Genomic DNA, 24,880 nt, shown 5'->3' on the forward strand with positions numbered 1-24,880 from the left:
AGCGACCGAGGGGAGCGAGTGTGACGTCGGGGAGTCCACTGACTGAACGGAGCGAAGCGGAGTGAAGGAAATGGACTCCCCGGGAGTGACCGACACGCGAGAAGGTGGTCGTTCCTCAGGCGTCGCCCGCGACGGCGACCAGCCCTTCGACGTCGAGCAGCGAGATGCGCGTGTCGTCGGACGGGTCGCTGATCACCGCGCGCACGAGCTCGTGGGCCAGCGCGGCGTCGTCGACGCCGGCCTCGGGCGCGGGACGACGGTAGATCCGACTCACCGGGATCGACTCGACGCCGGTCACCCTATCGACCCGGATGCCGGCGCCCTGCCGGTCCGAGGACCGATCGAACACCAGAACGCGCTGGTCCTCGAGATCGGACGAAACGGATTCGCCGACGGGCAGATAGACCCGCGGATCGATGATCGCGGTGATGTCACCGCGGAGGTCCATCACGCCGTCGATGGCGTCCGAGGAGCGCGGGACCCGCGTGTACTCTCCGACCTCGACGACGCTCCGGACCGACTCGACGTCGACGGCGTAGCGATCCGCGCCGATCCGGAACACGACGAATCGCTCGCGCTCCTCGGTCTCTTCGTCCTCTTCTTGCGGGTCCGGATCTCGGTCGCCCGCCTCCTCGTCGTCGAGTTCGAGGAGTTTCTCCGGTAGTTCCGTCGACATCGTTTTGCTATTCACCGCGCCGGAGCACCAAAAACGTTGACCACCTCGCCTCGAGTACGTGCCGATCGCCCGTGTGCACTTGCCGTAAGATTCAAATCTGATAGATAGATAGTTGTGCGGACGAGATGTCCCAGGAACGTTCCGAGCAACCGATCGACGACGACGCGGCGCCCGAGCGGCTCCTCGCGGCGCTGGGCGGCAAGTACAGCGCCCAGATTCTCGCGGCGACCCGCACGCCCACCTCGGCCCAGGCGCTGAGCGACAGCCTCGGGATCCCGATCGCGACCTGCTACCGCCGGATCGAGGATCTGACCGAGGCCGGACTGCTCCGCTGCGAGGGCCGACAGCTCTCCGAGGAGGGCCGACGCACGAGCGTCTACAGGCGCACGCTCGACGGGCTGACGCTGGATTTCACCGGCGACGAGCCGACGATCGATCGCGAGGAACGCTCCGAGGCCAAAAATCGCCTGCAGGATCAGCTCGACGAGTAGCGGCGTCCCGATCGACTCGGCGGCGGCAGCGGTGGGGACGATCCGATCGCGGCGGCGGGAACGATTGCGCTCGGGACGAACGATTTAAGGTATTCTCCCTATAGTACTGCAGTATGACCGAGTCAGGAGCGGTCGCCCGCGACGACGACGCGGCCGACGCTCGAACGCCCGCCACCGACGAGCGCGTGCTGTACGTCGGCCGGGACCGACCGATCCGCATCAGCGCCGGACACCGCCTCATGCACCACGACGGCAAGTGCAGCCGCCCGCACGGTCACAACTACGAGATCGCGGTGCGCGTGACCGGCGATCTCACCGAGGAGGGGTGGGTCGTCGACAAAGGTGATATTACCTCGGTAATATCCGAGTGGGACCACATGTTCCTACTGGAAGCCGACGATCCGCTTGTCGAGGCGTTCGAGTCCTCTGGCGACGGCGACGCCGTCGTCGAACTGGAGCGCCCGCCGACCGCTGAGGTGATGGCCGCCGTTCTCGAGGAGCGGCTCGCCGACGCGCTGCCCGAGACCGTCAGCGACGTCGCGGTCCAGGTCAGCGAGACGGCCGAACTCTGCGGCGGGAGCCCGATCTGACCGTGCCCGTCAGCTCCGACGTCGAGGCCGAACGCGACGCCGACGCCGGTCAGGACGCCGACGCCGAGGAGTCGCCGATCGACGCCGGCGACGGCCTGCCGATCAACGAGCTGTTCTACTCGCTGCAGGGCGAGGGCCGGCTCGCGGGGACGCCCTCGGTGTTCGTCCGCACCTCGGGCTGCAACCTCCGGTGCTGGTTCTGCGACTCCTATCACACCTCCTGGGAGCCGACCCACGCGTGGGAGTCGCTCGAGGACATCGTCGCCGCGGTCGAGGAGTACGAGGAGGCCGACCACGTCGTGCTGACGGGCGGCGAACCGCTCGTCCACGACGCCGCGGTCGACCTGATCGAGCGCCTCGATGCGGCGGGCTACCACGTCACCGTCGAGACCAACGGGACGATCCACCGCGACGCGCCGATCGACCTCGCGAGCGTCAGCCCCAAACTTTCCAATAGTACGCCGACCGCCGAGCGCGATCCGGCGGGCGAGGGCGAGTGGGCCGAGCGCCACGACGACCGGCGGATCGATATGGACGCGCTGACCGCGCTCGTGGAGGACTACGATACCCAGCTGAAGTTCGTCGTCGCCGACGACGAGGACCTCCCCGAGATCCTCGACCTGCTCGACCGACTCCGGGCCGCCGCCGCGGTTCCTGTGCCCGACGAGGACGTCCTGCTGATGCCCGAAGGCGCGACCCGCGAGCGACTCGCCGAAACCCGCGAGCGCGTCGCCGATCTCGCGCTCGAACACGGGTTCCGATACACGCCCCGCCTGCACGTCGACCTCTGGAACGACGCCCCCGAAACCTGAACCGACGACAGACACGAACCCATGACCGACACTCCCGCGACCGAACCTGACGAGACGACCGACGAACAGTCCCCCGGCGCCGTCGTGCTGGCGTCCGGTGGTATGGACAGCGCGACCGCGGCCTACGAGGCCCGCGACCGGGGCTACGAGCTGTACCTGCTCCACACCTCCTACGGCCAGCGCACCGAGGGCAAGGAGTACGAGTGCGCCCGCGCGCTCGCCGAGGAACTCGACGTCGAGGATTTCCTTCGGGTCGAGACGAGCCACCTCGCCCGCATCGGCGCCTCGAGCCTCACCGACGACGAGATCGACGTCGAAGACGCCGATGATACCGACGACGACGAGATTCCCGACACCTACGTCCCCTTCCGGAACGCCAACCTGCTCTCGATGGCCGTCTCCTACGCCGAGGCCAACGACTGCGAGGCGATCTTCATCGGCGCCCACAGCGAGGACTTCTCGGGGTATCCGGACTGTCGTCCCGAGTTCTTCGAGGCGTTCCAGACCGTGGTCGACGCCGGAACGAAGCCCGAAACCGAGATCGAGGTCGCGGCGCCGTTCGTCGAGTTCTCGAAGACCGACATCGCCGAGCGCGGCGACGATCTCGGCGTCCCCTACGAGCTCACCTGGAGCTGCTACCGCGAGGAAGCGCCGGCCTGTGGCACCTGCGACGCCTGCGCCTTCCGGCTGGAGGCGTTCCAGAACCTCGGCCTTCGTGATCCGATCGAGTACGAGGAGCGGCCCGAGTACGCCGACTGACTCGCGGCGCCGTTCTCTCTCCCGCTGACTCACTCCCCGCTCGCGTTCGACGCCGACGACGCCGCGGCGTCCCCGCGCCGAGCGGTGCTCGTGACGTAGATCCCCGCCAGCACTACGGCGCCGCCGACGAGCGTGACGGGCGGGGGAACTTCCGAGAGTAACAGGAGCGCGAGCAGCGTCGAGCCGACGGGCTCGCCGAGCAGCGACACGCTGACGACGGTCGACCGGACGTGCTCGAGCGCCCAGTTGAGGACGGTGTGGCCGAGCACGCCCGGGCCGACGGCGAGGCCGAGAAAGAGCAGCCACTCGCGGGCCGGGTAGGCCAGGAGCGGGTTCCCCTGCGCGAGGACGATCCCCAGCAGCGTCGCGGCGCAGGTCGCGTACACCACCGTGACGTAGGGGAACAGCGACACGCGCTGACGGATCGACCGGCCGGCCAGGAAGTAGACCGCGGCCATCACGGCGCCGACGACCGCCAGCGCGTTTCCGACGCGGGCCTCGCCCGCGACCGCGACCGACGCGTCGGGATCCGCGACCGACATCACCACCGCGCCACAGACGGTCACGCCGATTCCGAGGGCGATCCGCCGATCGACGAACTCGCCGAGCAGCAGGTACGCGCCCAGCGCCACGAAGATCGGCTGCGTCTGGACGAGCGTCACCGAGGCCGCCACGGTTGTCAACGCCAGGCTCTCGAACCACGCCGCGAAGTGCAGGGCGAGCGCGACGCCCGCGACCACCGCCGACGCGGCGTCGCGACGAGAGAGCCGCCGGAACTCGCCTCGGCGGCGCCCCAGCGCGAAGGGAGCGACCAGCGCGAGGGTAAACAGGACCCGGTAGAACGCCGCGACGCTCGCGGCGGCGCCGCTCCAGCGGACGAGGATCGCAGCGGTGCTGACCGCGGCGACCGCGACGGCGAGCGCCGCCATCGGCGGGACGCGATCGTCGGCCCAGTCGCTGACGTCACCGGACACGTCCCTACAGGAACCTCCCCGACGCTTGAACGTTACTCCCGCGCGGCGGTCTCAGTCTTCGAGCAACTCCTTCGTCCGGCGGTGGCGGTACCGGAACATCGGCTCGAAGCCGACGACTGCGAGCGGTCCGACCGCCCGGCCCGCGGCGCCGCCCGGCAGTTCGTACTCGATGCGATCGCGAGCCAGCGTCTCGCCGCCCTCCGCCGCGAAAAACGAGTGCGTGTGGACCCAGCGCGCGAACGGCCCGTCGACCATCTCGTCGCGAAACCGGGCGACGCCTTCGCCCGATTCGCGCTCGACGATCCGGGACGTCCAGCGCTGGCGCGGCCCCACGCCGAACGGGCGGACCGACGCCCGAATTTCGGCGCCGGTGTCGAGCACGTCCGGGTCGCGCTCGCCGTCGGGCCCGACGATCGACTCGACGCGCATTCCCATCCAGTCGGGCGTCAGCGCGACCAGCCCGTCGACGGTCGAGTGGAACGCCCAGACGTCTTCGAGCGGCGCGCGGACTCGCGTCTCGCGCTGATACGTCGCCATACCGAGCCTACGGACGGGACGACCAAAACGGTCCGGACTCCGACAGTCGCGGCGAGGTTACTTCAGACGCTCCTGCAGGAACGATGGGTGGGCCGCGGTGACGCCGTCGATCTCCATGATCCGGTCGCCGATCACGTCGGCCAGCTCGTCGCCGTCGCCGGCGCGCACTTCGGCCATCAGCATGTGGTCGCCGCTGGAGGTGTACAGCGACTCGATCTCCTCCAAGTTCTTCAGCGCGCGGGTCGCCTCGACGTAGCGCTCGCTCTCGACGTCGATGCCGACCAGCGCGATCGACTGGCTCGACAGCTTCTTCGGATCGACGTCGGCGGAGTAGCCGACGATCACGCCCTCGTCTTCGAGCTTCTCGATGTACTTTCGAACCGTCGGCTTCGAGACGTTCGCCCGGTTCGCGATGTCCGCGTAGGACGCCTTCGCGTCCTCCTCGAGAACAGAGAGGATACGATCTTCCGTAGACTCGGTGCTCATGGGCGTATATTTTGCGCCGAACGGAAAATATCTTTTGAATCGGTTAACCCGCGTTCGTCGATCGCGACCTGTCGGCGCGACGAACCGTCGGCCGGTTCAGGCGTGCCGGTCGAGCAGGTCGTAGGACCGCTCGGACTCCCAGTCGTAGTCGTCGTCGAAGTACCGCTCCGCGAGCGGCTCGTCGGGCATCTCGCCGATCGCCTGCTTCTCCTCGGTGTAGGAGGGACGGTCGTCGTCGACGTAGAACCGGCCGGTCAGCACCTTGCCGTCGGCGAGGGACTCCTCGGCTTCCTGGGCCATGTTCGCGGCCGCGCCGCGGTCGTGGATGTCGTGCTCGTAGTCGTCGGACTCCTGGATGTCGATGTAGGGGACGTACTGCTTGGCGTCCTTGTTCCAGGTCGGGCACTGGGTCAGGAAGTCGACGTGGGCGAACCCGTCGTGCTCCATCGCCTCGACGAGGATCTCCTTGGCCTGGTTCGGGTTGACCGCGGCCGTCCGCGCGACGTAGGACGAACCGGCGGTCAGCGACAGGCTCAGCGGGCGGATCGGCGACTTCGCCGAGCCCGAGGGCTGGGTCTTGGACTTGTGGCCCTTGGGGCTGGTCGGCGAGGTCTGGCCCTTGGTGAGCCCGAAGATCTCGTTGTTGAACACGATGTAGGTCATGTCGTGGTTCTCACGAGCGGTGTGAATGAAGTGGTTCCCGCCGATGCCGTAGCCGTCGCCGTCGCCGCCCGCGGCGATCACTTCGAGGCCGGGGTTGGCGAGGTTGGCGGCGCGGGCGACCGGCAGCGACCGGCCGTGGATCGTGTGGAACCCGTAGCTGTCGAGGTAGCTGTTGAGCTTGCCCGAACAGCCGATGCCCGTACAGAGCAGCGTCTCCTCGGGCGAGCGGCCGACTTCCGGGAGGGCCTGCTTCAGCGCCTTGAGGACGCCGAAGTCGCCACACCCCGGACACCAGGTCGGCTGGGGCTCGATGCCAGGCGTGTACTCGTCGCGGTCGATCTCTCGTTCTTCACCGATTGCGTTGAATGCGCTCATACGTGAATCACCTCGTGGTTAGTCCCCGGCGGCGGGCTCGATGCGGGTGTTGGTGCCCGGCGTCTGGCCCTCGCCGTCGATCTGCGCCTCGAAGCCCTCGACGATCTCCCAGGGCTCGAAGGGGTTGCCGTTGTACTTGAGCAGGCTCGAGAGCTTGTCACCGAACCGGCCGAGCTCCTTCTGGGTCAGGCCGCGGAACTGGGCGGTGGCGTTCATCTCGACGACGATCGCCTCGTCGACGCTCTCGAGGAACTCGGTCATCTCCTTCTTGGGGTACGGCATCAGGTCGCTGACGCCGATGGACTTGACCGAGTAGCCCTGGTCGTTGAGTCGGTCGACCGACTCCTCGACGGCGCCCTGCTGGGAGCCCCAGACGACGAGCCCGTAGTCGGCGTCCTCGGGACCGTGGTAGGACTGCTGGGACTCGTGGTCCTCGTCGAGCTCCGTGCGGATGGACTGGAACTTCTGCATGCGCCGGTCCATCTGGGCGACGCGGTTTTCGGGGTCCTCGCTGATGTGGCCCGAGAGGTTGTGCTCGTTACCCGTGGCGAGGTAACGGCCGCCCTTCTGGCCGGGCAGCGAGCGCGGGCTGACGCCGTCCTCCGTGTCGTGGAGGAAGCGCTGGAACTTGCCCGACTCGTCGTGGGCCGCCTCGGCGATCTCCTCTTCGGTGAGGACGCTGCCCGGGTCCGGATCGGGCTGGCGGTCGAAAAAGTCCTTGGGGACGCTGCGGTTCTCGCCGGAGAGCTTCTGGTCGATGATGACGATCGCCGGGATCTGGTAGTCGTAGGCGATCTTGAACGCCATCCGCGTCTGCTCGTAGGCCTCGGCGGGGTTGCCGGGCGCGAACACGACGCGGTTCGAGTCACCCTGACTCGTGTACAGGATGTGCTCGAGGTCGGACTGCTCGGGCTTGGTGGGCATCCCCGTCGAGGGGCCGGCCCGCATCGCCTCGATCAGCACGATCGGCGTCTCGGTCATCTCGGCGAGGCCGAGGGGCTCGCTCATCAGCGCGAAGCCGCCGCCCGAGGAACCGGACATCGACTTCACGCCGGCGTGGCTGGCGCCGACCGCCAGCGCCGCGGCGGCGATCTCGTCCTCGACCTGCTCGGAGATCCCGTTGAACTTCGGCAGGTTCTGGGACATGATCGTGAACACGTCGGTCCACGGCGTCATCGGGTAGCCGGCGATGAAGCGGCAGCCGGCGTCCAGGGCGCCGTAGGCGACGCCGTTCGAGCCCGAAACGAGCACCTGCTCTTCCTCGGTGGACCCCTCGGGGACGCGCAGGTCGTGCTCGAACTCGTACTCGTCCTGCACGAGTTCGTAGGCGTCGTGGAGCACCTCGATGTTCTGTTCGAGGATGTCGCCGCCCATGGCCTCCTCCATGAGGTCCTCGAACGGTTCGAGCTCGATGTCCAGCAGCGCGGCGGTGACGCCGACGCCGGCGGTGTTGCGCATGACCTCGCGGCCGTGCTCCTTGGCGATCGAGCGAAGATCGATGTCGAAGACGTGCCAGTCGTTCTCCTCGGCGCGCTCCTCGAGCTCCGGGACGTCCTCGGAATCGAGCAGGCCGGAGTCGTACACGATGATCCCGCCCTCTCGGAGGTCGTCGAGGTTCTCCGAGAGCGGCTTGATCTCCTCGTCGCCGTAGTATGCTTCGTCCTGCGGGTTCCGGGCGAACGAGTCCCCCAGCGCGAGCAGGAAGTTGTACCCGTCACCGCGCGACTGTACGTCGTGGTCGGCGGCGCGAATCTCCACGTACGTGTGGCCACCGCGGATTCGCGACGGGTAGTGACGATGCGTGAACACGTTCAGCCCCGATCGCATCAGGGCCTTGGCGAAGTTCTGGCTCGTCGAGTCGATTCCGTCTCCGGAACCGCCCGCGATTCGCCAGATGAGTTCGTCGTCAGTCATATTTGGTGTCCCGGCCCGTAGCGGGCCAGCAGTATCTGAATCTTTGGACTGACCCGAACTAAAGCCTTTGCTATCCGTTGGCAAGGAACTATTATGAAGGTCTCCTTACACCGCAGAAATTCTAGCGTATATTCGTGATAGATTCGGATCGCCGCTGCTACGCGACCTCCGTCTACCGCCAGTTGGTACCACGGGCCCCGGCCGCTCGACTGCTCCGACTGGCGACCCGTCAGATCCGTTGCCTGACCGATCGGACGATCTCGTCGACGTCGAACTCGTCGTCGGCGACGTCGAAGACCGTCTCGCCGTCCACGTCGACTCTGAACACGCCGCCGTCGCCGGTTCGGAGCGTGACGGCTTCGACGTCTCGCTCCAGCGCCTGGAGGATCGCGCGCTGAAGGTCCATCGCCCGGTCGAGGTGGCCGCAGGGGACGCAGTACTCGATTTCGACTGTCGTCATGTGCGACGGTTTCGGCCGAACCGGCAAAAAGGCGCGGCCGGTCGACCGGCTCCGTTACTCGCGATCGTCGGCCTCGGCCGCGATCGCGAAGGCGGTGATGCGACGACGCCGGAGCGAGGCGATGTGGTAGCGCGTCGTCATCGCGGCGTACGCGACCAGCGCCGCGGCCGCGGGAAGCGCGATCGAGAGCGAGGCGCCGAACGCGAAACCGTTGACTACGAGTGCGGCCGCCAGCAGGAGCGGCAGGAACGTAAACAGCGTCGTGCGGGTCGGCGCCGCCCGGTAGAGCGTCGCCAGCGTCTGCAGTCGTGCGTCCATCGTGCTCGTCCGTCACAGACTCCCGCCGCCGGCAAAAACAGTTTCGGTCGGTCACCCGGAGCACGCGGTCGTACACTCCGTGCCGGGGCGGTCAGAGTTCGACGACGCTCTCGCCAGCCAGCGTTTCGGGGACTCGCAGCGTGTGCGTCGTGGTCGCCCCGGCCGCCGTCGTCAGGCGGACCGTCACCTCGTCGCCGGGCGATAGGCCCTCCCCCTCGTCGAGTCCCGCCTCGCCGTAGATGCGGACGTACCCGATGTCGCTCCCCTCGGTCAGTACCGCGTCGTCGTCGCCGACGACCTCGACGGAGGGAGACGGCTCGACGCCGTCGCCGACCGTCTGGACCGACGCCGACCCCAGGTCGACCGAGTCGGCCCCCGGTGCCGTCCGAACCCTGAGCTTGACCGTCTCGATGGTCCCATCATCGCCGACCTCACCGAGCGCCGAGACGACCTGCACTCGTTCGGTGAGTTGGTCGAGGCTCTCCTCGCCCGTCTCCTCGGCCTGAGCCTGCAGCGCGAGCGCCGTGTTCAGCAGGAGCGACGCCGCGATCGCCGCGACGAGGACCGCCGCGATGAACACCACCAGCAGCTCGACGCCGACCTGCGCGCGGTCGTCCTCTCCGTGTCGCCGGCCCAAATCCATCTTCGCCTATCGGCTAAAATACTATCGTGACCTGAACAAAAATACGTCGGTTCTTGGCGATGAACGAATCCGGAATCCGGGAGGAAAATCTCACCGCGACGGGTACGACTCGACGACGGCGTCGAGCGCCTCGTGGTGCTCGGTGGTGTGGGGTGCGGTCAGCGGGGAGACACTCACACGTCCCTCCACGACGGCCCGGCGATCCGTCCCCTCGGCGTCCTCGATGTCGCCCTCGGCCATCCGGTCCCAGATCCGGTCGTGGAGCGCGATCGTGTCGCCGTTGTGCGTCGCGTCCATGTCGTAGACGTGGGAAGGGCGCGTGACGGTCATCGGCGCCGGGTCGCCGTCCGGCAGCGGGGCGTTGACGTTGAGGTAGTCGGCCTGCTCGAACACGCCGTTCCCCGCGGCATTCTCGACGAGGTACTCGGTCGCTCGGGCGGCCTCGGCGTAGTCCTCGCGGGTCGTTTCGACCTCGTGGAACTCCATGTCACCCGTGGGCACGTACAGCGAAACGGCGATCGCGGGGATGCCGAAGAAGGCCGCCTCGACCGCCGCGCTGACCGTCCCCGAGCGACCGAGCACGTACTCGCCGAGGTTCGCGCCGCGATTGCAGCCCGACACCACCAGATCGGGGTAGGGACCGATCGCCTCCAGCCCGGCGACCACGCAGTCCGACGGCGTCCCGGCGATGGCGTAGCCCAGCTCGTGCTCCTCGATCCCGACCTCGGTCGACATGGCGCGACCGACCGCGCTCTGGTCGTCGGCCGGCGCGACCACGGTCACGTTGCCGATGTCGGCCAGCGCGTCGTGGAGCGCCCGGATCCCGACGCTCCCGATCCCGTCGTCGTTCGTCAGGAGGATCTCCGGCTCCTCGGACTCGTCCATGCCGGGACGGTCGGACGCCCCGGCGAAAAGCACACCGGTCGCCGATCGAACACTGCGCCCGCTCGACGCCGATCCTCGATCGGAACCGCCCGAATCCGGCGCGAGCGCCTCCCGTCCCGAATGCGAAGGCTCCGCACACTCGGGGCGGATTTATGCGTCCCGTCGACAACTGTTGACGCGTGACTACGTTCGTCGTAGTCGGCGGCGACGCCGCCGGCATGTCGGCCGCGAGCAAGGCCAAACGAGACGATCCCGATCTCGACGTCGTCGTGTTCGAGCGGGGCGAGTGGGTGTCATACGGCGCCTGCGGGCTGCCGTACTACGTCAAGGGCGAGATCCAGTCGCTGCAGGATCTGGTTTCGGTGACGCCCGAGGAGTTCCGCGAGGAACGCGACATCGACCTCCGGACTGGCCACGACGTGATCGACGTCGACCCCGACGACCGCACCGTCACCGCCCGCAGCGACGACGGCGAGGTGACGGTGGCGTACGACCACCTGCTGCTGGCGACCGGCGCGGCCGCCGTCGAGCCGCCGATCGAGGGGCTCGACCGCGAGGGCGTCTTCACGCTCGGCTCGATGTCGGACGGCAACGACCTCCGCGAGTACGTCGCCCGATCGCGATCCGACGACGACCTCCACCAGCCCGATCGGGGCCCGGCCTGCCAGTTCCTCGACACCTGCAGCGGGCCGGTCGGGGTCGTCGGCGGCGGATACATCGGCGTCGAGATGGCCGAGGCGCTGGCGGCCAACGGCTTCGAGGTCCACCTGTTCCAGCGCGGCGACCGCATCCTCAAGCAGTTCAGCGAGGCGACGAGCGAGCGCATTCTCGATCACCTCCGCGATCAAGACGTCGCGGTGTACCTGGAAGACGAGGTCGAGGCGCTGGTCGGCGACGACCGCGTCGAGGCGATCGAGACGACCGACGACCGCGTCCCGATCGACATGGCGCTGGTCGGCACCGGCGTCCGACCGCGGACGGAACTGGCCGAGGACGCCGGGATCGAACTCGGCGAGACGGGCGCGATCGCGACCGACGCCTACCGTGAGACGAACAAACCCGACGTCTACGCGGCGGGCGACTGCGCCGAGGCCGAACACGTCGTCACGGGCGAAGCGGCGTACGTCCCGCTGGCGCTGACGGCGAACCGCCACGGGCGCGCGGTCGGTCAGACCGTCGCCGGGACGCCGTCGAAGGGCGGCGGAATCGCGGGGACGGCCGCCGTCAAGGCCTTCGAAGTCGAGGCCGCCCGGACCGGCATCCTCGACCACGAGGAGGGCCGCGCGGCGGGGTTCGATCCGATCACCGAGACGATCGACGCAAAGTCCCGCGCGGGCTACTACCCCGACGGCGGGACGGTGACCGTGACGCTCACCGCCGACCGCGACTCCGGTCGGATCCTGGGCGGCTGTCTCGTCTCGGAGTACGGGGAGGGCGCCGTCCACCGGAGCCACGCGCTCGTCGGCGCCGTGACCGAGGGCGTCACCGTCGACGAACTGTCGGACTACGACCTCGCCTACGCGCCGCCGTTCAACACCACATGGGACCCCGTGCTGACCGCGGCGAAGGTGCTGGGCGGGAAGCTCGAACCGGATCGGTAGTTCTGGCGCGTGCGGCTCGCCGTCGACGCTGTCGCAGCGAACCGCGGCAGTGCGGTCGCTTGCTTCGAACTACGAAGTCAGGGCGCTCGACGTCAGAACGTGATGATCTCGTAGTCGCGGCCGACCGGCGAGCGGACGCTGAGACGTCGATCGTGACGAGGCCGGCGTCGTCGATCACCTCGTCGGCGCCGAACGCACCTGCACGGTGTGCGGTATCGGTCGGTATCAGTGTGATGCTGGCGGTATCAGTGATGGTGGTGATGCTGGTGGTCGCCGCCGCGAGTGAACTGCCCGGAGAACGCCCGCTGGACGACCTCCGAGAGCGCGGGGTGGATGTGGACCGACTCGCGAATATCTCGCACGGTCCCGGACCCGGCTTTCATCGCGACGACGACCTCCTCGATCAGGTTCGACGCTTCCGGACCGACGATGTGACAGCCAAGAATCTCGCCCTCCATATCGATGAGCGGCTTGACGAACCCCTCGGCCTTCATCGCGCTGCCACGGGCCGTGTCCTCGTACCGGTAGGTTCGCTTGGCGTACTCCGTGTCGGCGGTCCGCAGCTCCTGTTCGGTCGCGCCGACGCCGGCGACCTCCGGCGAGGAGAACACGGCGAACGGCATCGCGGTGTAATCGACCGGCTCCGGCTCGTCGCCGAGGACGTTGCGCGCGACCGCTTGCGCTTCGTGGTTGGCGCTGTGTTTCAGCAGGTACTCGCCGACGATGTCGCCCAGCGCCCAGACGCCGTCGGCCGTCGTCCGCAGGTACTCGTCGGTCTCGACGAACCCGGCGTCGTCGGTCTCGACGCCCGCCGCGTCGACGTTCAGCGTGTCCGTGTTGGGAGTTCTGCCGGTCGCGACGAGCAGTTCGTCGCCGCTGATGGTCACGCGCTCGGCGGCGCCCTCGCCGGATTGGGGTTCCGGGTACGGCTCTTCTCCCGGCTGCGGGTACTCCCGGGCCTCCACGGCGATCTCGCCGTCCGACTGCGAAACCGCCGTCGCCTCGTAGCCCGCGTACACGTCGAGGCGATCGTCGAGTCGCTCGGTGAACTCGGCGGCGACTTCCTCGTCGGCGTCCGGCAACAGGTTCGGACGCCGACCGACGATCGAGACGTCGCTGCCGAACGTGCCGAAGAAGTGGCCGAGCTCGGCGGCGATGTACCCCCCGCCGATCACGACGAGGTGTTCGGGCGGCGCTTCGAGCTGGAGCGCTTCCTTGCTGGTCACGTAGTCGACGTCCTCGATGCCGTCGATCGGCGGAATCGACGGTCGCGCTCCGGCGGCGATCAGCACGGTCTCCGCCCGTAGTTGCTCGCCCTGATCGTCGCCCGCGACGAGTTCGACCGTCTTCTCGTCGACGAACCGGGCTTCGGCCTGATACAGGTCGTGCCGGGAGGACGAGCTCAGGCCCCGCTCGATCGAGTCGGCGTCCTCGGCGACCTCCTCGTTGACCCCCCGGACGATGTCGGCGAACTCGACGCCCTCGACCGACGCGTCGATGCCGAACTCGTCGGCGCGCTCGATCGTTTCGAGGACCTCCGCGCGGTACAGCAGCATCTTCGAGGGGATGCAGCCGCGGTTCAGACACGTCCCGCCGAGCGGCCCCTTCTCCACGACGGCGACCGATTGCCCGCGGTTCGCCGCCGCGTTGGCGACGTCGAGGCCGGAGCCCGAGCCGATCACCAGAAAGTCGTACCCTTCCATGCGTCCGATTATCACGCCGGACGCAATGAATCCGGGCCCGTCATTGCGACCCGCGCGTCCGAACGCGGCGGGTTCTCCAGACCGAAACGGGGCGTCGTTACTGCGATCGAAACACGGAGGAAAACGTGTGGACTCGTCGGGAGTCACGCGAGCGACCGGAGGGAGCGAGTGTGACGTCGACGAGTCCGCTGACTGAGCGAACGAAGTGAGCGAAGGAAGTGGACTCGTCGGGATTTGAACCCGAGGCCTTCCCCGTGCCAGGGGGATGATCTACCGCTGATCTACGAGCCCTCGAACGCACTACTGGCTATCTGCCGCTCCGGTATAAACCTCTCGAAATAGACGACGGGACGGGATTGTGTGGCACGGGACAGAGATCCGTGACGGTCCGATGGCATCCCGAACCAGCTGATTTCGGCAGCTCCGGCGAGCGTTACGAAATCCTTTAGTCGGCGTCCGCGCAAGTTCCCGTCGGGAACAGCACGGCCGCAAATCTGACACGCCGCGTTTCTCGCGGCTCGGGATTGCGGAAGTGCGCCCGGCCCGCAGCGGCCGGATTACGTCTGCGGTTGTGCGGTTCCTATCCTCAAATACATGGCACGAATGCACACTGATCGCCGTGGGTCGTCCGGATCGGACCACCCCACGGCAGACGAACCGCCGGAGTGGAGCGACGTCGACGCCGACGAGATCGAAGAGCGCGTCGTCGAACTGGCAGAGCAGGGCCACGACCCGAGCCAGATCGGGATGAAACTGCGCGACGAGGGCGTGAAGGGCACGCCCGTCCCGGACGTCAAGCTGGCGACCGGCAAGAAGGTCAAGGAGATTCTCGAGGAGAACGACGCCGAGAGCGACCTCCCCGAGGACCTCCGGAACCTGCTCGAGCGCTCGGTTCGCCTCTACGAGCACGTCGAGGAGAACCCCCAGGACCACCAGAACAAGCGCGCGCTCCAGAACACCGAGTCGAAGGTTCGCCGCCTGGCCAACTACTACCGCGGCGACGAGATCGACGAGGACTTCAAGTACACCTACGAGCGAGCCAAGGAGCTCCTGTAGATCACGATGTCCGCCGCCGGTCGCACCGAACCCGACGCCCCCGCCGCCAGCGATATCGCCGCCGCCGTTCGCGACGCGCCGTTCGTTCGGCTGTTCGCGAACGCGGACGGCGACGCGCTGGCCGCCGCGGGCGTCCTCGCGCGAGCGCTCGACGACCTGCGCCGGCCGTTTCAGGTCGGCGTCGTCGAGACGGCCGCCGAGAGCGCCGACCGGATCGCCGCCGGCGATCCGGAGACGCTGGCCGTGACGGTCGGGAACGGCGTTGCGCCGACCGACGTCGACGCCGAAGCTGAGGGCGCCGGCGCACTCTCGATCTCGGCGACCGACCGACCGGCGAGCCTCACCGCCTTCGAGAGCGCGCGGGAGCTGGGCGCGACGCCCGATCCCGTCCTCGCGCTCGCCGGCGTCCTCGCGGCGGGCGAGACGCCCGGCGCGGGCGACACCAGCACGGTGCTGGAGGCCGCGCGCGAGGCCGGCGTCGAGCGGCGCCCCGGCGTCGGGACGCCGACGGCCGATCTCGCGGACGGGCTGGCCCACACCACGCTCGCCCGCGCGCCGTTCTCGGGCGACCCCGGTGCGGCGCAGGCGACGCTCGCCGAACTCGGGCTGCCGGCCGAACTCGACGCGGACGCGCACCGGCGCGTCGCATCGCTGTTCGCGCTGGAGGCGACCGAGACTGACGCGGCGACTGAACGCGCCGTCGACGCGATCGAGCACGCGCTCCGACCGCACGCCGCGCCCGCCGACGCGCCGTTCGCGACCGTCGAGGGGTACGCCGACGTGCTCTCGGCGGTGGCGACCGACGCGCCGGGCACCGGCGTCGCGCTCGCGCTGGGCCACGACGCCCGCGCGGACGCGATCGAAACCTGGCGCGCTCACGCCGCCGCGGCCCACCGCGGACTCGACGAAGCGACGACCGGCCGGTACGACGGCCTGTTCGTCGCGCGCGTCGACGACGCTCCGGTCCGGACGACCGCCCGGCTCCTGCGGGACTTCCAGTCCCCGGAGCCGGTCGCGATGGCCGTCTCGGACGACGAGGCCGCCGTCGCGGCCGCCGCGGCGTCCGGCGTGGACGCCGCGCTCGCCGCTGCCGTCGAAGAGGTCGGCGGCGCGTCGGCCGGCGGCCCCGAGCGCGGGTTCGCACGGTTCGACGGCGACACCAAGGCGTTCATCGCCGCGTTCAGGGAGGCGCTATGAGACGGGCGACGATCCGCTCCGAACTTGACGACGCGCACGTGATCGCGCGGGCGATCCGCCCCGACAACACCGACGAGATGTCGACGCGCGTCGAGCGGCCGGACGGGGCGACGGACGCCTCGTCCGACAACGCCGACGCGCCGGCCGACGCCGGGGAAGACTCGGCGACCGTCGTCACCGAGATCGAGCGCGAGACGACCGGCGGACTCAGGACCAACGTCGACGACTACGTGGTCAACGTGGACGTCGCGACGCGAGTCGCACAGCACGCGAAACGACACACCAACACACAATCATGAGCGAACGATCCGTATCGAAGCAGGCACAGGAAAAGCGGTGGTACACCATCCACGCTCCCGAGCAGTTCGACCGCGAGGAGCTGGGCGAGACCCCCGCAGACGAACCGGACAAGGTCCTCGGTCGCACGATCGAGACCACGCTGGGCGACCTCCGCAACGAGTCCAGCGAGAACAACACCAAGCTGAAGTTCAAGATCAACGACGTCGGGAGCGACGCGGCCTACACCGAGTTCGTCAAGCACGAGCTCACCCGCGACTACCTCCGCAGCCTCGTCCGCCGGGGCGCGTCGAAGGTCGAGGCGTACGTCACGGTGCTGACGACCGACGACTACCGCGTCCAGGTCCAGCCCGTCGCGTTCACGACGAAGAAGGCCGACGCCAGCCAGGAGCAGGCGATCCGCCGAACGATGATCGACCTGGTCGAGGAGTCCGCCGAGGAGCACTCCTTCGAGCAGCTGCTCGACAGTATCGTCGACGGCCGCCTCTCCAGCGCGATCTACGGCGAGGGGAAGGAGATCTACCCGCTGCGCCGCGTCGAGATCCAGAAGACGACGCTGGAAGCCCGACCCGAAGAGGTCGCCGCCGAGGAGGAGACCGCGGTCGACGTCGACGACGACGACGTCGAGGTCTGATCGGCGATTCCGAACTGAACCTTTTTCGCGCGCTCGACCGGCGAGTGGTAACGCCGCTCGGCGCCATGAGAGACTGCGACGGCGCTACTCGGTGACGACGATCGTCCCGTCCATCCCCTGCGGAACGTGGGGGATGCAGTAGTAGCCGTACTCGCCGGGCACCTCGAAGGTGTGCTCGAACGTCTGGCCGCGCTGGATGTTGCCGCTCCGGCTGTTCGTCCAGGCGTCCTCGGCCTCGGACTGGCTCTCGTGGCCGCCGGTCGCGAAGTACTCCGCCTCTTCGGGGATGTTGTCCTCGTAGGCCGTCACCGAGTGGCCGCGCGAACTGGTGTTCCGCCAGACGACGGTGTCGCCGACCGACACCTCGTAGGTGTCCGGCAGGAAGCCGTTCGCACTCATCCCGATGTCGTAGTCGTCGCCGCCGCTCTCGCCGAGTCCGAGGACGGTACAGCCCGACAGTCCCGCCGCGGCGACGCTCCCGACCGCGGCCAGGTACGCGCGACGCTTCATGCCTCTGTCTCGGGACCGGGAGGATTTATGAGCGCCGATTCGTTCGAGCGTGACTGATGCTCCCCGAGTCTCTCCACGGAAACTGCGACCACCTCGAAAGCCCCCGTCTGCGTCGGCTGACCTAACAGGCCATCGGGTGGGACTGAAAGGGGCCGGGGGCTTTCGAGGTGTTGACAGCGTCGATTGCCCCACCAAGAACAGCGAACGGTACTGCTAGCGCGGGGAATGTAAAGACGTAAGTCCCGCGTGGGCATTTCCGACGCACATGCAGCCTCGGTTCGTCGGCCGGGTGAGTCTCGCCGACGCGGTGACGGTGGCCAACGCGGCGCTTGGCTTTCTCGCCGTCCTGACGACGTTCGAGGACGTCGAGCTCGGCGCCCGGCTGCTGTTGCTCGCGGCCGTCGCCGACGGGCTCGACGGCGTCGTCGCGCGCCACGTCGGGAGCTCTGCGGCCGGCCCCTACCTCGACTCGCTGGCCGACGTCGCCTCCTTCGCGGTGGCGCCGGCGGCGCTCGTGTTCGTCGCCGTCCGAGACGGCTGGGGCGTGACGGCGCCCGCCCCGACGCCCGAAGCCGCGCTGACAGCGGGCGTTCCCGCGCTGTTCGTCGCGATGGCCGTGTTGCGCCTGGGGATGTACACCGCCTACGACACCAAAGACGAGTACACCGAGGGCGTCCCGACGACGCTGGCCGCGACGATCCTCAGCGCGGCCGTCCTCGCGGGGATGACCGACCCCGACGTGCTGATCGCGGCGACGGCCCTGTTCTGTTACCTGATGGTCTCGCCGATCGAGTACCCCGATCTGCTGGCTCGCGACGCCTTTATCATGGGCGTGACCCACTCGCTCGCGATTTTGCTGCCGTCCTACGCGAACAACTCCTTCCCGTTCGCGCTGCTCGTCCTCGCGCTGGCGTACCTGACGCTCGGGCCGCGGTTCTACTGGCGCGACGGGCTACCCGAGCCCCCGCTGGTGGGGTCGAAAGGAAACGCTTAGGGGACGTACGCACACAGGTTCGAGTATATGGTCACGAGTCCGAGCGGCGCGACGTCCCGGTCGGGAGCCGACGGCGCGCTCCCGGGGGTGTCCGCATGAGCGACGAGGAGAGCGGGGACGCCGAGGAGAACGGTGACCCCGAGCAAAACGGCGACGCCGCCGAGGAGATCACGGTCGAGTCGCTCCGCGAGCGCCTCGAGGCGATCGAGGCCCAGCTCGACGAGGCCGAAAGCGAGGACGATCTCGACGAGGTCGAGGCCGAGCTGGAAGACCTCGAGACCGATCTCGAGGCCGCGGACCTCCCCGAGCCGGACGACGAGGACGAGGACCCGCCCGAGGAAGAAATCGAGTCCGAAAAAGAGGACCTCGAAGAGCAGCTCGAAGAACAGCGAGGCCCCTACGCCGAGGACGTCGTCGCCGAGATCGAATCGGCGATCGACGAGATCGAGTCGAGCGAGTGGACCGAGGCCGGTGCCGCGGAGCTCGCGACGGTCGTCGACGAGTTCCTCGACGCCGCCGGCGACGAACTCGACCAGGCCTTCGAGCGGACCGGCGAGGAGACCGACGACCTGGCCGAAGCGCTCGAGGCGGCGATCGACGGCGTCGAAGACGCCGATCTCGACGCCGACGAGGACGCCGAGACGATCGCAGCGCTGCTCGAGCACGCCGAGGCGCTCGTCGCCGGCGTCGAGGACGCCGAGACGTGGAGCGACCTCTCGGTGCGCGAGAAACTCGACCATCACGGGTTCTACGACGTGCTCGACCACCGGAAGGACTTCCCGCCCGAGTGGCACGCGCTGAAGGTGTTCGAGAAGCGCGGCGAGGTCGACAAGATCCTCGTCGCGCTCGACCTGCTCGACTCCGATTTCATGGAGGAACACTGCCTCGAGGCGCTCCGCCGGATGGGCCCCGAGGAGGCCGTCGAGCCCATGATGGAACGCGCCCAGAAGCGCGACCAGGACGCCATCGAAATTCTGGGCAAGATCGGCAGCGACGAGCCGGTCGACACGCTCGTCGAGTACATCGAGGGCGACGGCAACCCCGGCCTCCAGAAGGTCGTCCTCAAGGCGCTGGGCGAGATCGGCAGCGACGAGGTGACCCAGGACGTCGCCGACAAGCTCGTCTCCGACAACGAGGAAATCCGCTCGCGCGCCGCCCGATCGCTGGGAATGATCGGCGACACCCGCGCGGTCGAGCCGCTCGCGGACGTTCTCGATAACGACGACTCCGACACGGTTCGCGCGAGCGCCGCCTGGGCGCTGGTGCAGATCGGCACCGAGGACGCCCTCGACGAGGTTAGTCGGTACAGCGACGACCGCGCGTACCTCGTTCAGTCGGAAGCCGAGAAGGCTATCTAAGTAGCGAGCGGCTCCGACCGCTCACAGCAGCAACTCGATTTCTAACTCCGTCTCGCGGATCGTCGCGTCGTCGGCCGCACAGGTCGCTTCGACGTCGCCGGTGCTTCCCGACGGCCCGTCCACGTCCGTCCATCCGTTCTCGTCGAAGTACCGCTCCCAGGCGTCGGCGTGGGTCGAATCCTCGATGGCGACGGTCAGGTTTCCGGACGACCTATTGAGGCCCGTCCGGTCTTTCGTCGCGCGGATGCGAAGCGTCGACGACGTCGACACCGACGACGGCTGCGTGGCCGTCAGGTTCGTGTACGACACGATGGCGCGATCGGGGCCGCTCGACGACGTCGTGCAGACGAACTCGGGCGGCCGCACCATCACGCTGTGTCCATCGTCGGCGCGGAACGCCGCGCCGAGTTCGTAACTGATCTCGGTCCCCTCGTGGTTGTAGTCGAGCGTGCCGACGGGCCCGTCGTACCAGGGAACCCCGTCGACGGACACGTTCAACCGGGTGCTGTCGTCCACGCTCACGCCGCCGCCGCGCGGGTTAAGCTGGCTCAGTCGTTCGACGCCGCGGCCCGTCTGCAGGTCGCTGAAACTCACCGTCATCGTCTCGAACGCACGCTCGGCGTTCCTGTTCTGTTCGTTGATCTGCGCCTCGCCGAGCGCGCCCATGCCGAACACGTACACGAGTCCGACCGACGTGATGATGATCGAGAACACCAGGATGAACGCCAGCACGTCGCTGACCGCCCGGTCGTCCGTGGGGTCGGGCCGTCGCATCGGCGTCGGTCCGATCATGCTTCCTCCAGCGTGATCTTGTCGTCGACGGTCTCGTTGTAGGTGATCCTGATGTCGCCGCCGGTGACGGAGGTCGGTTCGACGGCCGTCACGTTCTTGAACGGCACTTCGACGTCCTCGGACGTCTGGCTCGCGGAGAGTATCAGACACGTTTCCCGATCCCACGTCCCGCACGCGTCGTCACCGTGTGCAAGTTCGATGCGATAGGAGCTGCCAGCGACAGTATTCGGGTGTGAAACAGTGACGTTCGTCGTGCCGTTCGATGATCGGTTCGCCGCCTGGTCGACGGCGGTGATCTCCGCCCCGAGGCGTTCCCCGATCGTCTCCATCTCCTGGTAGGCCGCGCGGTCCATCTGGCTTTCGAGCATCGTCGTCGTCCCGATGAACAGCCCCGAGATCAGGATCGTGGTGATACCGATCGTCAGCACGTGAGTCAGCGCCGTCGAGACGCCGCGGTCGTCCGTGCTGAAGGTTCGTTTTCGTCTCATGGTGCGCTCACGTTGATCGTGGTTTCGCGCTGGACGGCTGACGTTTCGTAGATGATTCGGACCTCTGCCCAGTCGATTTCGGCGTCCGAATCTGATGGCCCGGTTTCGACCACGGTGACGTTGACGTACGTCGGACCGGACGCCGCGGTGCTGTTCGCTAACAGGTTGTTGTACGTCGAGACGTTCTCTTCGAGCTCGTCCGGGTAGCCATTGTCGACGTCCTCGTTGACCTCGTGGATCAGCGTGGCCGTCGTGTTCTCGACCGACTGCTCGACGCCGGTCCCGTCGGCCACCGTCTCGACGGTGCCGCTCGATCCGACGCTGGCGGTAAACAGCGTCGTCGAGAACACCAGCGCGATGGCGATGAGTATCAGCGCGAACGACACCGCGCCCGCGAGGATGAGCTGGCCGCGATCGGATTGTGTGTCTATCATGGTTACCAGATGATCGTCAGCCGCACCTCTACGACGTTGTAGATGTGGTTCGACTCGGACGTCGCCGGTGGGATCGGATAGTTCTCATCGTGCGCCTCTCGAAGTGTAAGTGGGTCCGAGTCATCGGTACACGACGACGTTAGCGTCTGGTCCTCGTATAGCGTGACAGTGTGTGAGACGGTGATCGACTTGCGAAGCGCGTTCCCCTGTTCGATGACCGATTGTTCACCTCCTTCGATCGCGTCTTCGCCCTCTTCCGGTCGATACACTGCCTTCATGGTGTAACTGCTGTATCTCTCCGAGAACGTCTCCGTAAGCATCGTCCCCAGCGAGTTGTTGATCTCATCGCCGTTGCGGTAAGCCCCCTCCGCGCCCGTTGACCCATTGAACCTTCCGTCTCCGGAAGTGTCCCAGCACCGTAACGTCGCCGAGAGATTGCCGTCCTCGTCGGCGATCCTGAGAACGTCGGTCGCCTGCTGCCCGACGTCTGACTGGACGCCCCTGTCGATCGTCCCCGAAGTCGAGGGAAGCAACACCGCCGAGTTTAGCGCCATCAGCACTGCGGTGAGCAGGATCATCGCGCCGATGATCCCTTCGAGGGTGTAGGCCTGTCCACGGTCGTCGTCGGATCCACCGTTCCCGATCATGGTCACCACACCCTCACGACTAGTCTGTACGCCGGACCAGGATCGTCTACCCAGTCGTTATCCCCTACGGTGACGATTCGAGCCGCCGTCGAGGTATCGCGTCCCTCCGGCGACGGCCCGACTGCCGCTTCGTCGGCGTCGATATCGGCGTCGTCATCGTCGAGAGCGATCGGACCCTCGCGATCAGTTCCGATAGTGGTTAGCGTCACGTTGACCTGAGTGTTCGAGGAGACGCCGACGGCTCTGCGAAGGTCATCCTCGTCCCCAGCGAACCAGTAGTTGATCTCGCTGCTGGTTAGCTCGTTCGTCCCCTCATCACCGGTCACGTTGTCGGCGATCAACATCCCGATCCGGTCGGCCTGGCTGTCGGGGCCCTCGTCGGCGATCGCCTGCTCGTAGGGGGTGAACAGCGACGGGAACATGAGAAACACCGCGCCCACGACCAGCAGGAAGATGCTGATGCCGACCGCGAAGTCCTGGACGGTCTGGGCGCGCTCGTCGTCGCCGAACGCCGCGCCGGGAAGTCGATCGCCGGACATGTTATCCGACGACCGCCCAGACGGCGAGCGCGATAGTCACCAGCACGACCACGAACTTGCAGCCGCTGAGCAGATCCGCGTCGCGGATGTAGCCGCTGATCAGGCCCGACAGGATCGCCTGCATCGTCACGGCGTGGAAGAACAGCATCGACATCAGCTGGGTGTCGACGTTGGCTCCCAGCGCCGCGGGGCCGCCGGCGCCGCCGCCCCCGCCCGCGCTGTCGGTCAGCCCGGCCATCACGTCGAGGAACTGCGTCTGCAGGATCGCCATCACCGCCAGCAGCGTCAGGTACGTCATGATGATGATGACCATCTGCATCCGCGTTCGTGACTTGCGCTCGCGGACGATGTCGTCCTGGTTTTCGCTGGCCTGCGCGGCGGTCGAAAGCACGTCCGAGATCTGGCTCGACGCCTCCTGGGCCTTGCTGATCAGCTTCACCGTGCGGGCGAGTCGCGGGACGTGGTACTTGTTGTTGAACTCGACCAGCGCGTCCCGCAAATTCATCCCGTAGTTGACCTTCGCGTACATCGTCTCGAACTCGGTTGCGAGTTTCCCCGTGGACGTCTCGGCGACGGTGTTGAACGACTCCAGCAGCGTCAGCCCGGTGTCGTTGGCGCTCGAGAGCTTCCGGAGGTTCTCCGAAATCTCACCGAGTACGCGCTTTCTGTAGCGGACGTTCCACTCGTAGAACACCGTCAGCGGCACCAGGATGATGTACAGCGGGAGGTAGACGTACACGAACGTCCCCCAGACGGGGTTGGACTTCATCGCACCCAGCGACGTCGGCGCCGAGCCCGCGACCAGCGCGGTCGAGACGATGACCAGCGCGGCGGGGACGGTCAGCGCCAGCGTCATCAGCGGGTTGTCCCGGAAGAAGATGTGCGGCCGCCGGAGCACGTCGAGTGTCTCCAGGGTCCCCTCGCGGTTCTTGATCCGGTCGAACACGCTGAACTCGCCGGTGTACGCCTCGATCAGGCCGAGATCGAGTAGGCCGCTGTCTTTGTCGACTTGCACCCACTGGCTCGATCCCTGCGGGTTGAGGAACCCGTCGCCGACCTCGTCTTCTTTCACCGTCGAGACCAGCACCAGGAAGCCCAGCCCCGTCAGCGGGATCATCCCGTAGACGGTGCCGTACAGCATCTCGGTCCTGCTCTGGCCCATCATCTGCATGATGACGAGGATGATGATCAAGAGCAGCGGGAACAGCGACAGCGTCATGTACATCTCGCCGAACAGCTCGAGGGTCTCGAGAGTGAGCTCCTGTTGCTGCTTGGCGGTTCGCATGTGCTTTTCTTTCTTGTCGTTGAGAAAGTCCTGCATGTCGCCGCCGCTGTTGACGATCGACAGCATGTCGGTGAGGAACTGGCTCAGCTCGTCGCTGGGCGTGTTCATCGACTGGTTCCGGATCGCCGAGCGGTAGTCCGTGTCGAAGTACTCGGTCTCCTGGACGATGCTCTGGAACTCCTTTGCGACCTCGCCGTACGTGTCGTCGGCTTTCGCCATCGCCTCCAGAATTTCGAGCTGGTTGAGCCCCCCGATCGAGAGGGCGTACATGAACGAGACGGCGTCGGGCAACAGCATGTTGATCTCGCGCTTGCGCGCCGACGATCTGGAGTACGGCACCGCGATCAGCGTCCCGAATCCGATGCCGAACCCGATCGCGCCGAACACGAGCCCGCTGGCGAAGATGATCGCCGGTATCTTGACCGTCTGGATGAACTCGAGCACCGCCTCGTTGGGGACGGGCATCCCGAGCAGCGGTTCGGTGCTGCTGAACACGCCGATCGAAACCAGCGAGTAGCCGACCAGGATCCCGAGCACCCACAGCACGACGCCGCTCATGACGCCGATCGCCAGCGCGCGCGAGATGTACATCTCGACGGTGACCGGCATCCGCGCCTCGCCGAGCTTTCGCTCGACGTCCCTGACGAAGTCGCTGTCCTCGCTGAACAGCCGGTCGTACAGCGGGTAGAACGCGTCGCCGAGCCCGCTTCCGGTGCTGAATCCGCTGCCGCCCGGTCCGTTACCGGCCGTATCCAGGCTCAT

Annotated in this window: 29 protein-coding genes and 1 tRNA gene; 11 read left to right on the forward strand and 19 right to left on the reverse strand. The window is 67.4% G+C overall.

Going from position 1 to position 24,880, the window contains the following annotated elements; genetic code table 11:
- Positions 1 to 115: 115 nt before the first annotated feature.
- Entirely contained in the window at positions 116 to 676 is a 561-nt protein-coding gene (locus ABDZ81_RS00380) for a chemotaxis protein CheW (protein ID WP_343771818.1), read from the reverse strand.
- 125 nt (positions 677 to 801) lie between these two features.
- Between ABDZ81_RS00380 and ABDZ81_RS00385 the strand changes: the two genes are divergently transcribed.
- The 4 genes from ABDZ81_RS00385 (at position 802) to queC (ending at position 3,328) form a co-directional block, all read left to right on the forward strand.
- A complete protein-coding gene (locus tag ABDZ81_RS00385) occupies positions 802 to 1,167 on the forward strand; it encodes an ArsR/SmtB family transcription factor (RefSeq protein WP_343771819.1) in 366 nt (121 codons plus the stop codon).
- Positions 1,168 to 1,280: 113 nt separating this feature from the next.
- A complete protein-coding gene (locus ABDZ81_RS00390) occupies positions 1,281 to 1,757 on the forward strand; it encodes a 6-pyruvoyl trahydropterin synthase family protein (protein ID WP_343771820.1) in 477 nt (158 codons plus the stop codon).
- A 2-nt stretch (positions 1,758 to 1,759) separates the two neighbouring features.
- On the forward strand, positions 1,760 to 2,569 hold the full coding sequence (locus tag ABDZ81_RS00395) for a 7-carboxy-7-deazaguanine synthase QueE (RefSeq protein WP_343771821.1): 810 nt from the start codon (positions 1,760 to 1,762) through the stop codon (positions 2,567 to 2,569).
- 21 nt (positions 2,570 to 2,590) lie between these two features.
- Positions 2,591 to 3,328, forward strand: coding sequence for a 7-cyano-7-deazaguanine synthase QueC (gene queC, locus ABDZ81_RS00400; protein WP_343771822.1), 738 nt, complete (start codon positions 2,591 to 2,593; stop codon positions 3,326 to 3,328).
- 29 nt (positions 3,329 to 3,357) lie between these two features.
- Here the strand turns inward: queC and ABDZ81_RS00405 are convergent, their stop codons facing one another.
- The 9 genes from ABDZ81_RS00405 to surE form a co-directional block, all read right to left on the reverse strand.
- Positions 3,358 to 4,257, reverse strand: a complete 900-nt coding sequence (locus ABDZ81_RS00405; RefSeq protein ID WP_343773341.1) for a DMT family transporter — start codon at positions 4,255 to 4,257, stop codon at positions 3,358 to 3,360.
- Positions 4,258 to 4,353: 96 nt separating this feature from the next.
- Complete coding sequence (locus tag ABDZ81_RS00410; RefSeq protein ID WP_343771823.1) at positions 4,354 to 4,839, reverse strand: SRPBCC family protein; 486 nt, start codon at positions 4,837 to 4,839, stop codon at positions 4,354 to 4,356.
- Positions 4,840 to 4,896: 57 nt separating this feature from the next.
- Positions 4,897 to 5,325, reverse strand: coding sequence for an HTH-type transcriptional regulator LrpA1 (gene lrpA1, locus ABDZ81_RS00415; RefSeq protein WP_343771824.1), 429 nt, complete (start codon positions 5,323 to 5,325; stop codon positions 4,897 to 4,899).
- Between the two features lie 96 nt (positions 5,326 to 5,421).
- Positions 5,422 to 6,363 carry a thiamine pyrophosphate-dependent enzyme gene (locus ABDZ81_RS00420; RefSeq protein WP_343771825.1) on the reverse strand — a complete coding sequence of 314 codons (942 nt, stop codon included), beginning with the start codon at positions 6,361 to 6,363 and terminating at the stop codon, positions 5,422 to 5,424.
- A gap of 18 nt (positions 6,364 to 6,381) precedes the next feature.
- On the reverse strand, positions 6,382 to 8,277 hold the full coding sequence (locus tag ABDZ81_RS00425) for a 2-oxoacid:acceptor oxidoreductase subunit alpha (RefSeq protein ID WP_343771827.1): 1,896 nt from the start codon (positions 8,275 to 8,277) through the stop codon (positions 6,382 to 6,384).
- 229 nt (positions 8,278 to 8,506) lie between these two features.
- Positions 8,507 to 8,737 carry a SelT/SelW/SelH family protein gene (locus ABDZ81_RS00430; RefSeq protein ID WP_343771829.1) on the reverse strand — a complete coding sequence of 77 codons (231 nt, stop codon included), beginning with the start codon at positions 8,735 to 8,737 and terminating at the stop codon, positions 8,507 to 8,509.
- A 54-nt stretch (positions 8,738 to 8,791) separates the two neighbouring features.
- A complete protein-coding gene (locus ABDZ81_RS00435; protein WP_343771830.1) occupies positions 8,792 to 9,055 on the reverse strand; it encodes a hypothetical protein in 264 nt (87 codons plus the stop codon).
- Positions 9,056 to 9,146: 91 nt separating this feature from the next.
- Positions 9,147 to 9,698: an archaellin/type IV pilin N-terminal domain-containing protein gene (locus tag ABDZ81_RS00440; protein ID WP_343771831.1), complete on the reverse strand. Its 552-nt coding sequence runs from the start codon at positions 9,696 to 9,698 to the stop codon at positions 9,147 to 9,149.
- 90 nt (positions 9,699 to 9,788) lie between these two features.
- On the reverse strand, positions 9,789 to 10,583 hold the full coding sequence (gene surE / locus ABDZ81_RS00445) for a 5'/3'-nucleotidase SurE (RefSeq protein WP_343771832.1): 795 nt from the start codon (positions 10,581 to 10,583) through the stop codon (positions 9,789 to 9,791).
- Positions 10,584 to 10,762: 179 nt separating this feature from the next.
- Here surE and ABDZ81_RS00450 point away from each other — a divergent pair, with 179 nt between their 5' ends.
- The gene (locus ABDZ81_RS00450) at positions 10,763 to 12,184 is read left to right on the forward strand and encodes an FAD-dependent oxidoreductase (RefSeq protein WP_343771833.1); all 1,422 of its coding nucleotides are present in this window, start codon (positions 10,763 to 10,765) and stop codon (positions 12,182 to 12,184) included.
- A gap of 245 nt (positions 12,185 to 12,429) precedes the next feature.
- Here ABDZ81_RS00450 and ABDZ81_RS00455 read toward each other — a convergent pair whose 3' ends face one another.
- Both ABDZ81_RS00455 and ABDZ81_RS00460 read right to left on the reverse strand, forming a co-directional pair.
- Complete coding sequence (locus tag ABDZ81_RS00455) at positions 12,430 to 13,887, reverse strand: dihydrolipoyl dehydrogenase (protein WP_343771835.1); 1,458 nt, start codon at positions 13,885 to 13,887, stop codon at positions 12,430 to 12,432.
- 219 nt (positions 13,888 to 14,106) lie between these two features.
- Positions 14,107 to 14,178: transfer RNA gene (locus ABDZ81_RS00460), tRNA-Ala, on the reverse strand.
- A gap of 303 nt (positions 14,179 to 14,481) precedes the next feature.
- On the opposite strand from ABDZ81_RS00460, the gene ABDZ81_RS00465 reads away from it, so the two are divergent.
- From ABDZ81_RS00465 to ABDZ81_RS00480, 4 genes are read left to right on the forward strand one after another with little or no spacing between them, the layout of a single operon-like run.
- The gene (locus tag ABDZ81_RS00465; RefSeq protein WP_343771836.1) at positions 14,482 to 14,943 is read left to right on the forward strand and encodes a 30S ribosomal protein S15; all 462 of its coding nucleotides are present in this window, start codon (positions 14,482 to 14,484) and stop codon (positions 14,941 to 14,943) included.
- 6 nt (positions 14,944 to 14,949) lie between these two features.
- Positions 14,950 to 16,140, forward strand: coding sequence for a serine/threonine-protein kinase (locus ABDZ81_RS00470; protein WP_343771837.1), 1,191 nt, complete (start codon positions 14,950 to 14,952; stop codon positions 16,138 to 16,140).
- On the forward strand, positions 16,137 to 16,439 hold the full coding sequence (locus ABDZ81_RS00475) for a KEOPS complex subunit Pcc1 (protein WP_343771839.1): 303 nt from the start codon (positions 16,137 to 16,139) through the stop codon (positions 16,437 to 16,439). Before ABDZ81_RS00470 ends, ABDZ81_RS00475 begins: the two co-directional genes overlap by 4 nt.
- Positions 16,436 to 17,071 carry a 30S ribosomal protein S3ae gene (locus ABDZ81_RS00480; RefSeq protein WP_343771840.1) on the forward strand — a complete coding sequence of 212 codons (636 nt, stop codon included), beginning with the start codon at positions 16,436 to 16,438 and terminating at the stop codon, positions 17,069 to 17,071. Before ABDZ81_RS00475 ends, ABDZ81_RS00480 begins: the two co-directional genes overlap by 4 nt.
- Before the next feature lie 84 nt (positions 17,072 to 17,155).
- Here the strand turns inward: ABDZ81_RS00480 and ABDZ81_RS00485 are convergent, their stop codons facing one another.
- Positions 17,156 to 17,581 (reverse strand): cupredoxin domain-containing protein, encoded by a 426-nt coding sequence (locus ABDZ81_RS00485; RefSeq protein ID WP_343771841.1) that lies wholly within the window; start codon positions 17,579 to 17,581, stop codon positions 17,156 to 17,158.
- A 265-nt stretch (positions 17,582 to 17,846) separates the two neighbouring features.
- On the opposite strand from ABDZ81_RS00485, the gene ABDZ81_RS00490 reads away from it, so the two are divergent.
- Positions 17,847 to 18,575 (forward strand): protein sorting system archaetidylserine synthase, encoded by a 729-nt coding sequence (locus tag ABDZ81_RS00490; RefSeq protein WP_343771842.1) that lies wholly within the window; start codon positions 17,847 to 17,849, stop codon positions 18,573 to 18,575.
- Between the two features lie 95 nt (positions 18,576 to 18,670).
- Positions 18,671 to 19,933 (forward strand): HEAT repeat domain-containing protein, encoded by a 1,263-nt coding sequence (locus tag ABDZ81_RS00495; protein ID WP_343771843.1) that lies wholly within the window; start codon positions 18,671 to 18,673, stop codon positions 19,931 to 19,933.
- 21 nt (positions 19,934 to 19,954) lie between these two features.
- Here the strand turns inward: ABDZ81_RS00495 and ABDZ81_RS00500 are convergent, their stop codons facing one another.
- Genes ABDZ81_RS00500 through ABDZ81_RS00525 form a run of 6 tightly spaced genes read right to left on the reverse strand, consistent with a single transcriptional unit; the run spans position 19,955 to position 24,880 of the window.
- Positions 19,955 to 20,725 (reverse strand): DUF7289 family protein, encoded by a 771-nt coding sequence (locus tag ABDZ81_RS00500; RefSeq protein ID WP_343771844.1) that lies wholly within the window; start codon positions 20,723 to 20,725, stop codon positions 19,955 to 19,957.
- Positions 20,722 to 21,213 (reverse strand): DUF7266 family protein, encoded by a 492-nt coding sequence (locus tag ABDZ81_RS00505; protein ID WP_343771845.1) that lies wholly within the window; start codon positions 21,211 to 21,213, stop codon positions 20,722 to 20,724. The genes ABDZ81_RS00500 and ABDZ81_RS00505 overlap by 4 nt, the downstream gene beginning before the upstream one ends.
- Positions 21,210 to 21,647, reverse strand: coding sequence for a DUF7261 family protein (locus ABDZ81_RS00510; RefSeq protein ID WP_343771846.1), 438 nt, complete (start codon positions 21,645 to 21,647; stop codon positions 21,210 to 21,212). Before ABDZ81_RS00510 ends, ABDZ81_RS00505 begins: the two co-directional genes overlap by 4 nt.
- 2 nt (positions 21,648 to 21,649) lie before the next feature.
- Complete coding sequence (locus ABDZ81_RS00515) at positions 21,650 to 22,294, reverse strand: DUF7288 family protein (protein WP_425541901.1); 645 nt, start codon at positions 22,292 to 22,294, stop codon at positions 21,650 to 21,652.
- A 2-nt stretch (positions 22,295 to 22,296) separates the two neighbouring features.
- Entirely contained in the window at positions 22,297 to 22,833 is a 537-nt protein-coding gene (locus ABDZ81_RS00520) for a DUF7287 family protein (RefSeq protein ID WP_343771849.1), read from the reverse strand.
- A 1-nt stretch (position 22,834) separates the two neighbouring features.
- A complete protein-coding gene (locus ABDZ81_RS00525) occupies positions 22,835 to 24,880 on the reverse strand; it encodes a type II secretion system F family protein (RefSeq protein ID WP_343771851.1) in 2,046 nt (681 codons plus the stop codon).

This window comes from Natronoarchaeum mannanilyticum (assembly GCF_039522665.1).
Classification (GTDB): Archaea; Halobacteriota; Halobacteria; order Halobacteriales; family Natronoarchaeaceae; genus Natronoarchaeum; species Natronoarchaeum mannanilyticum.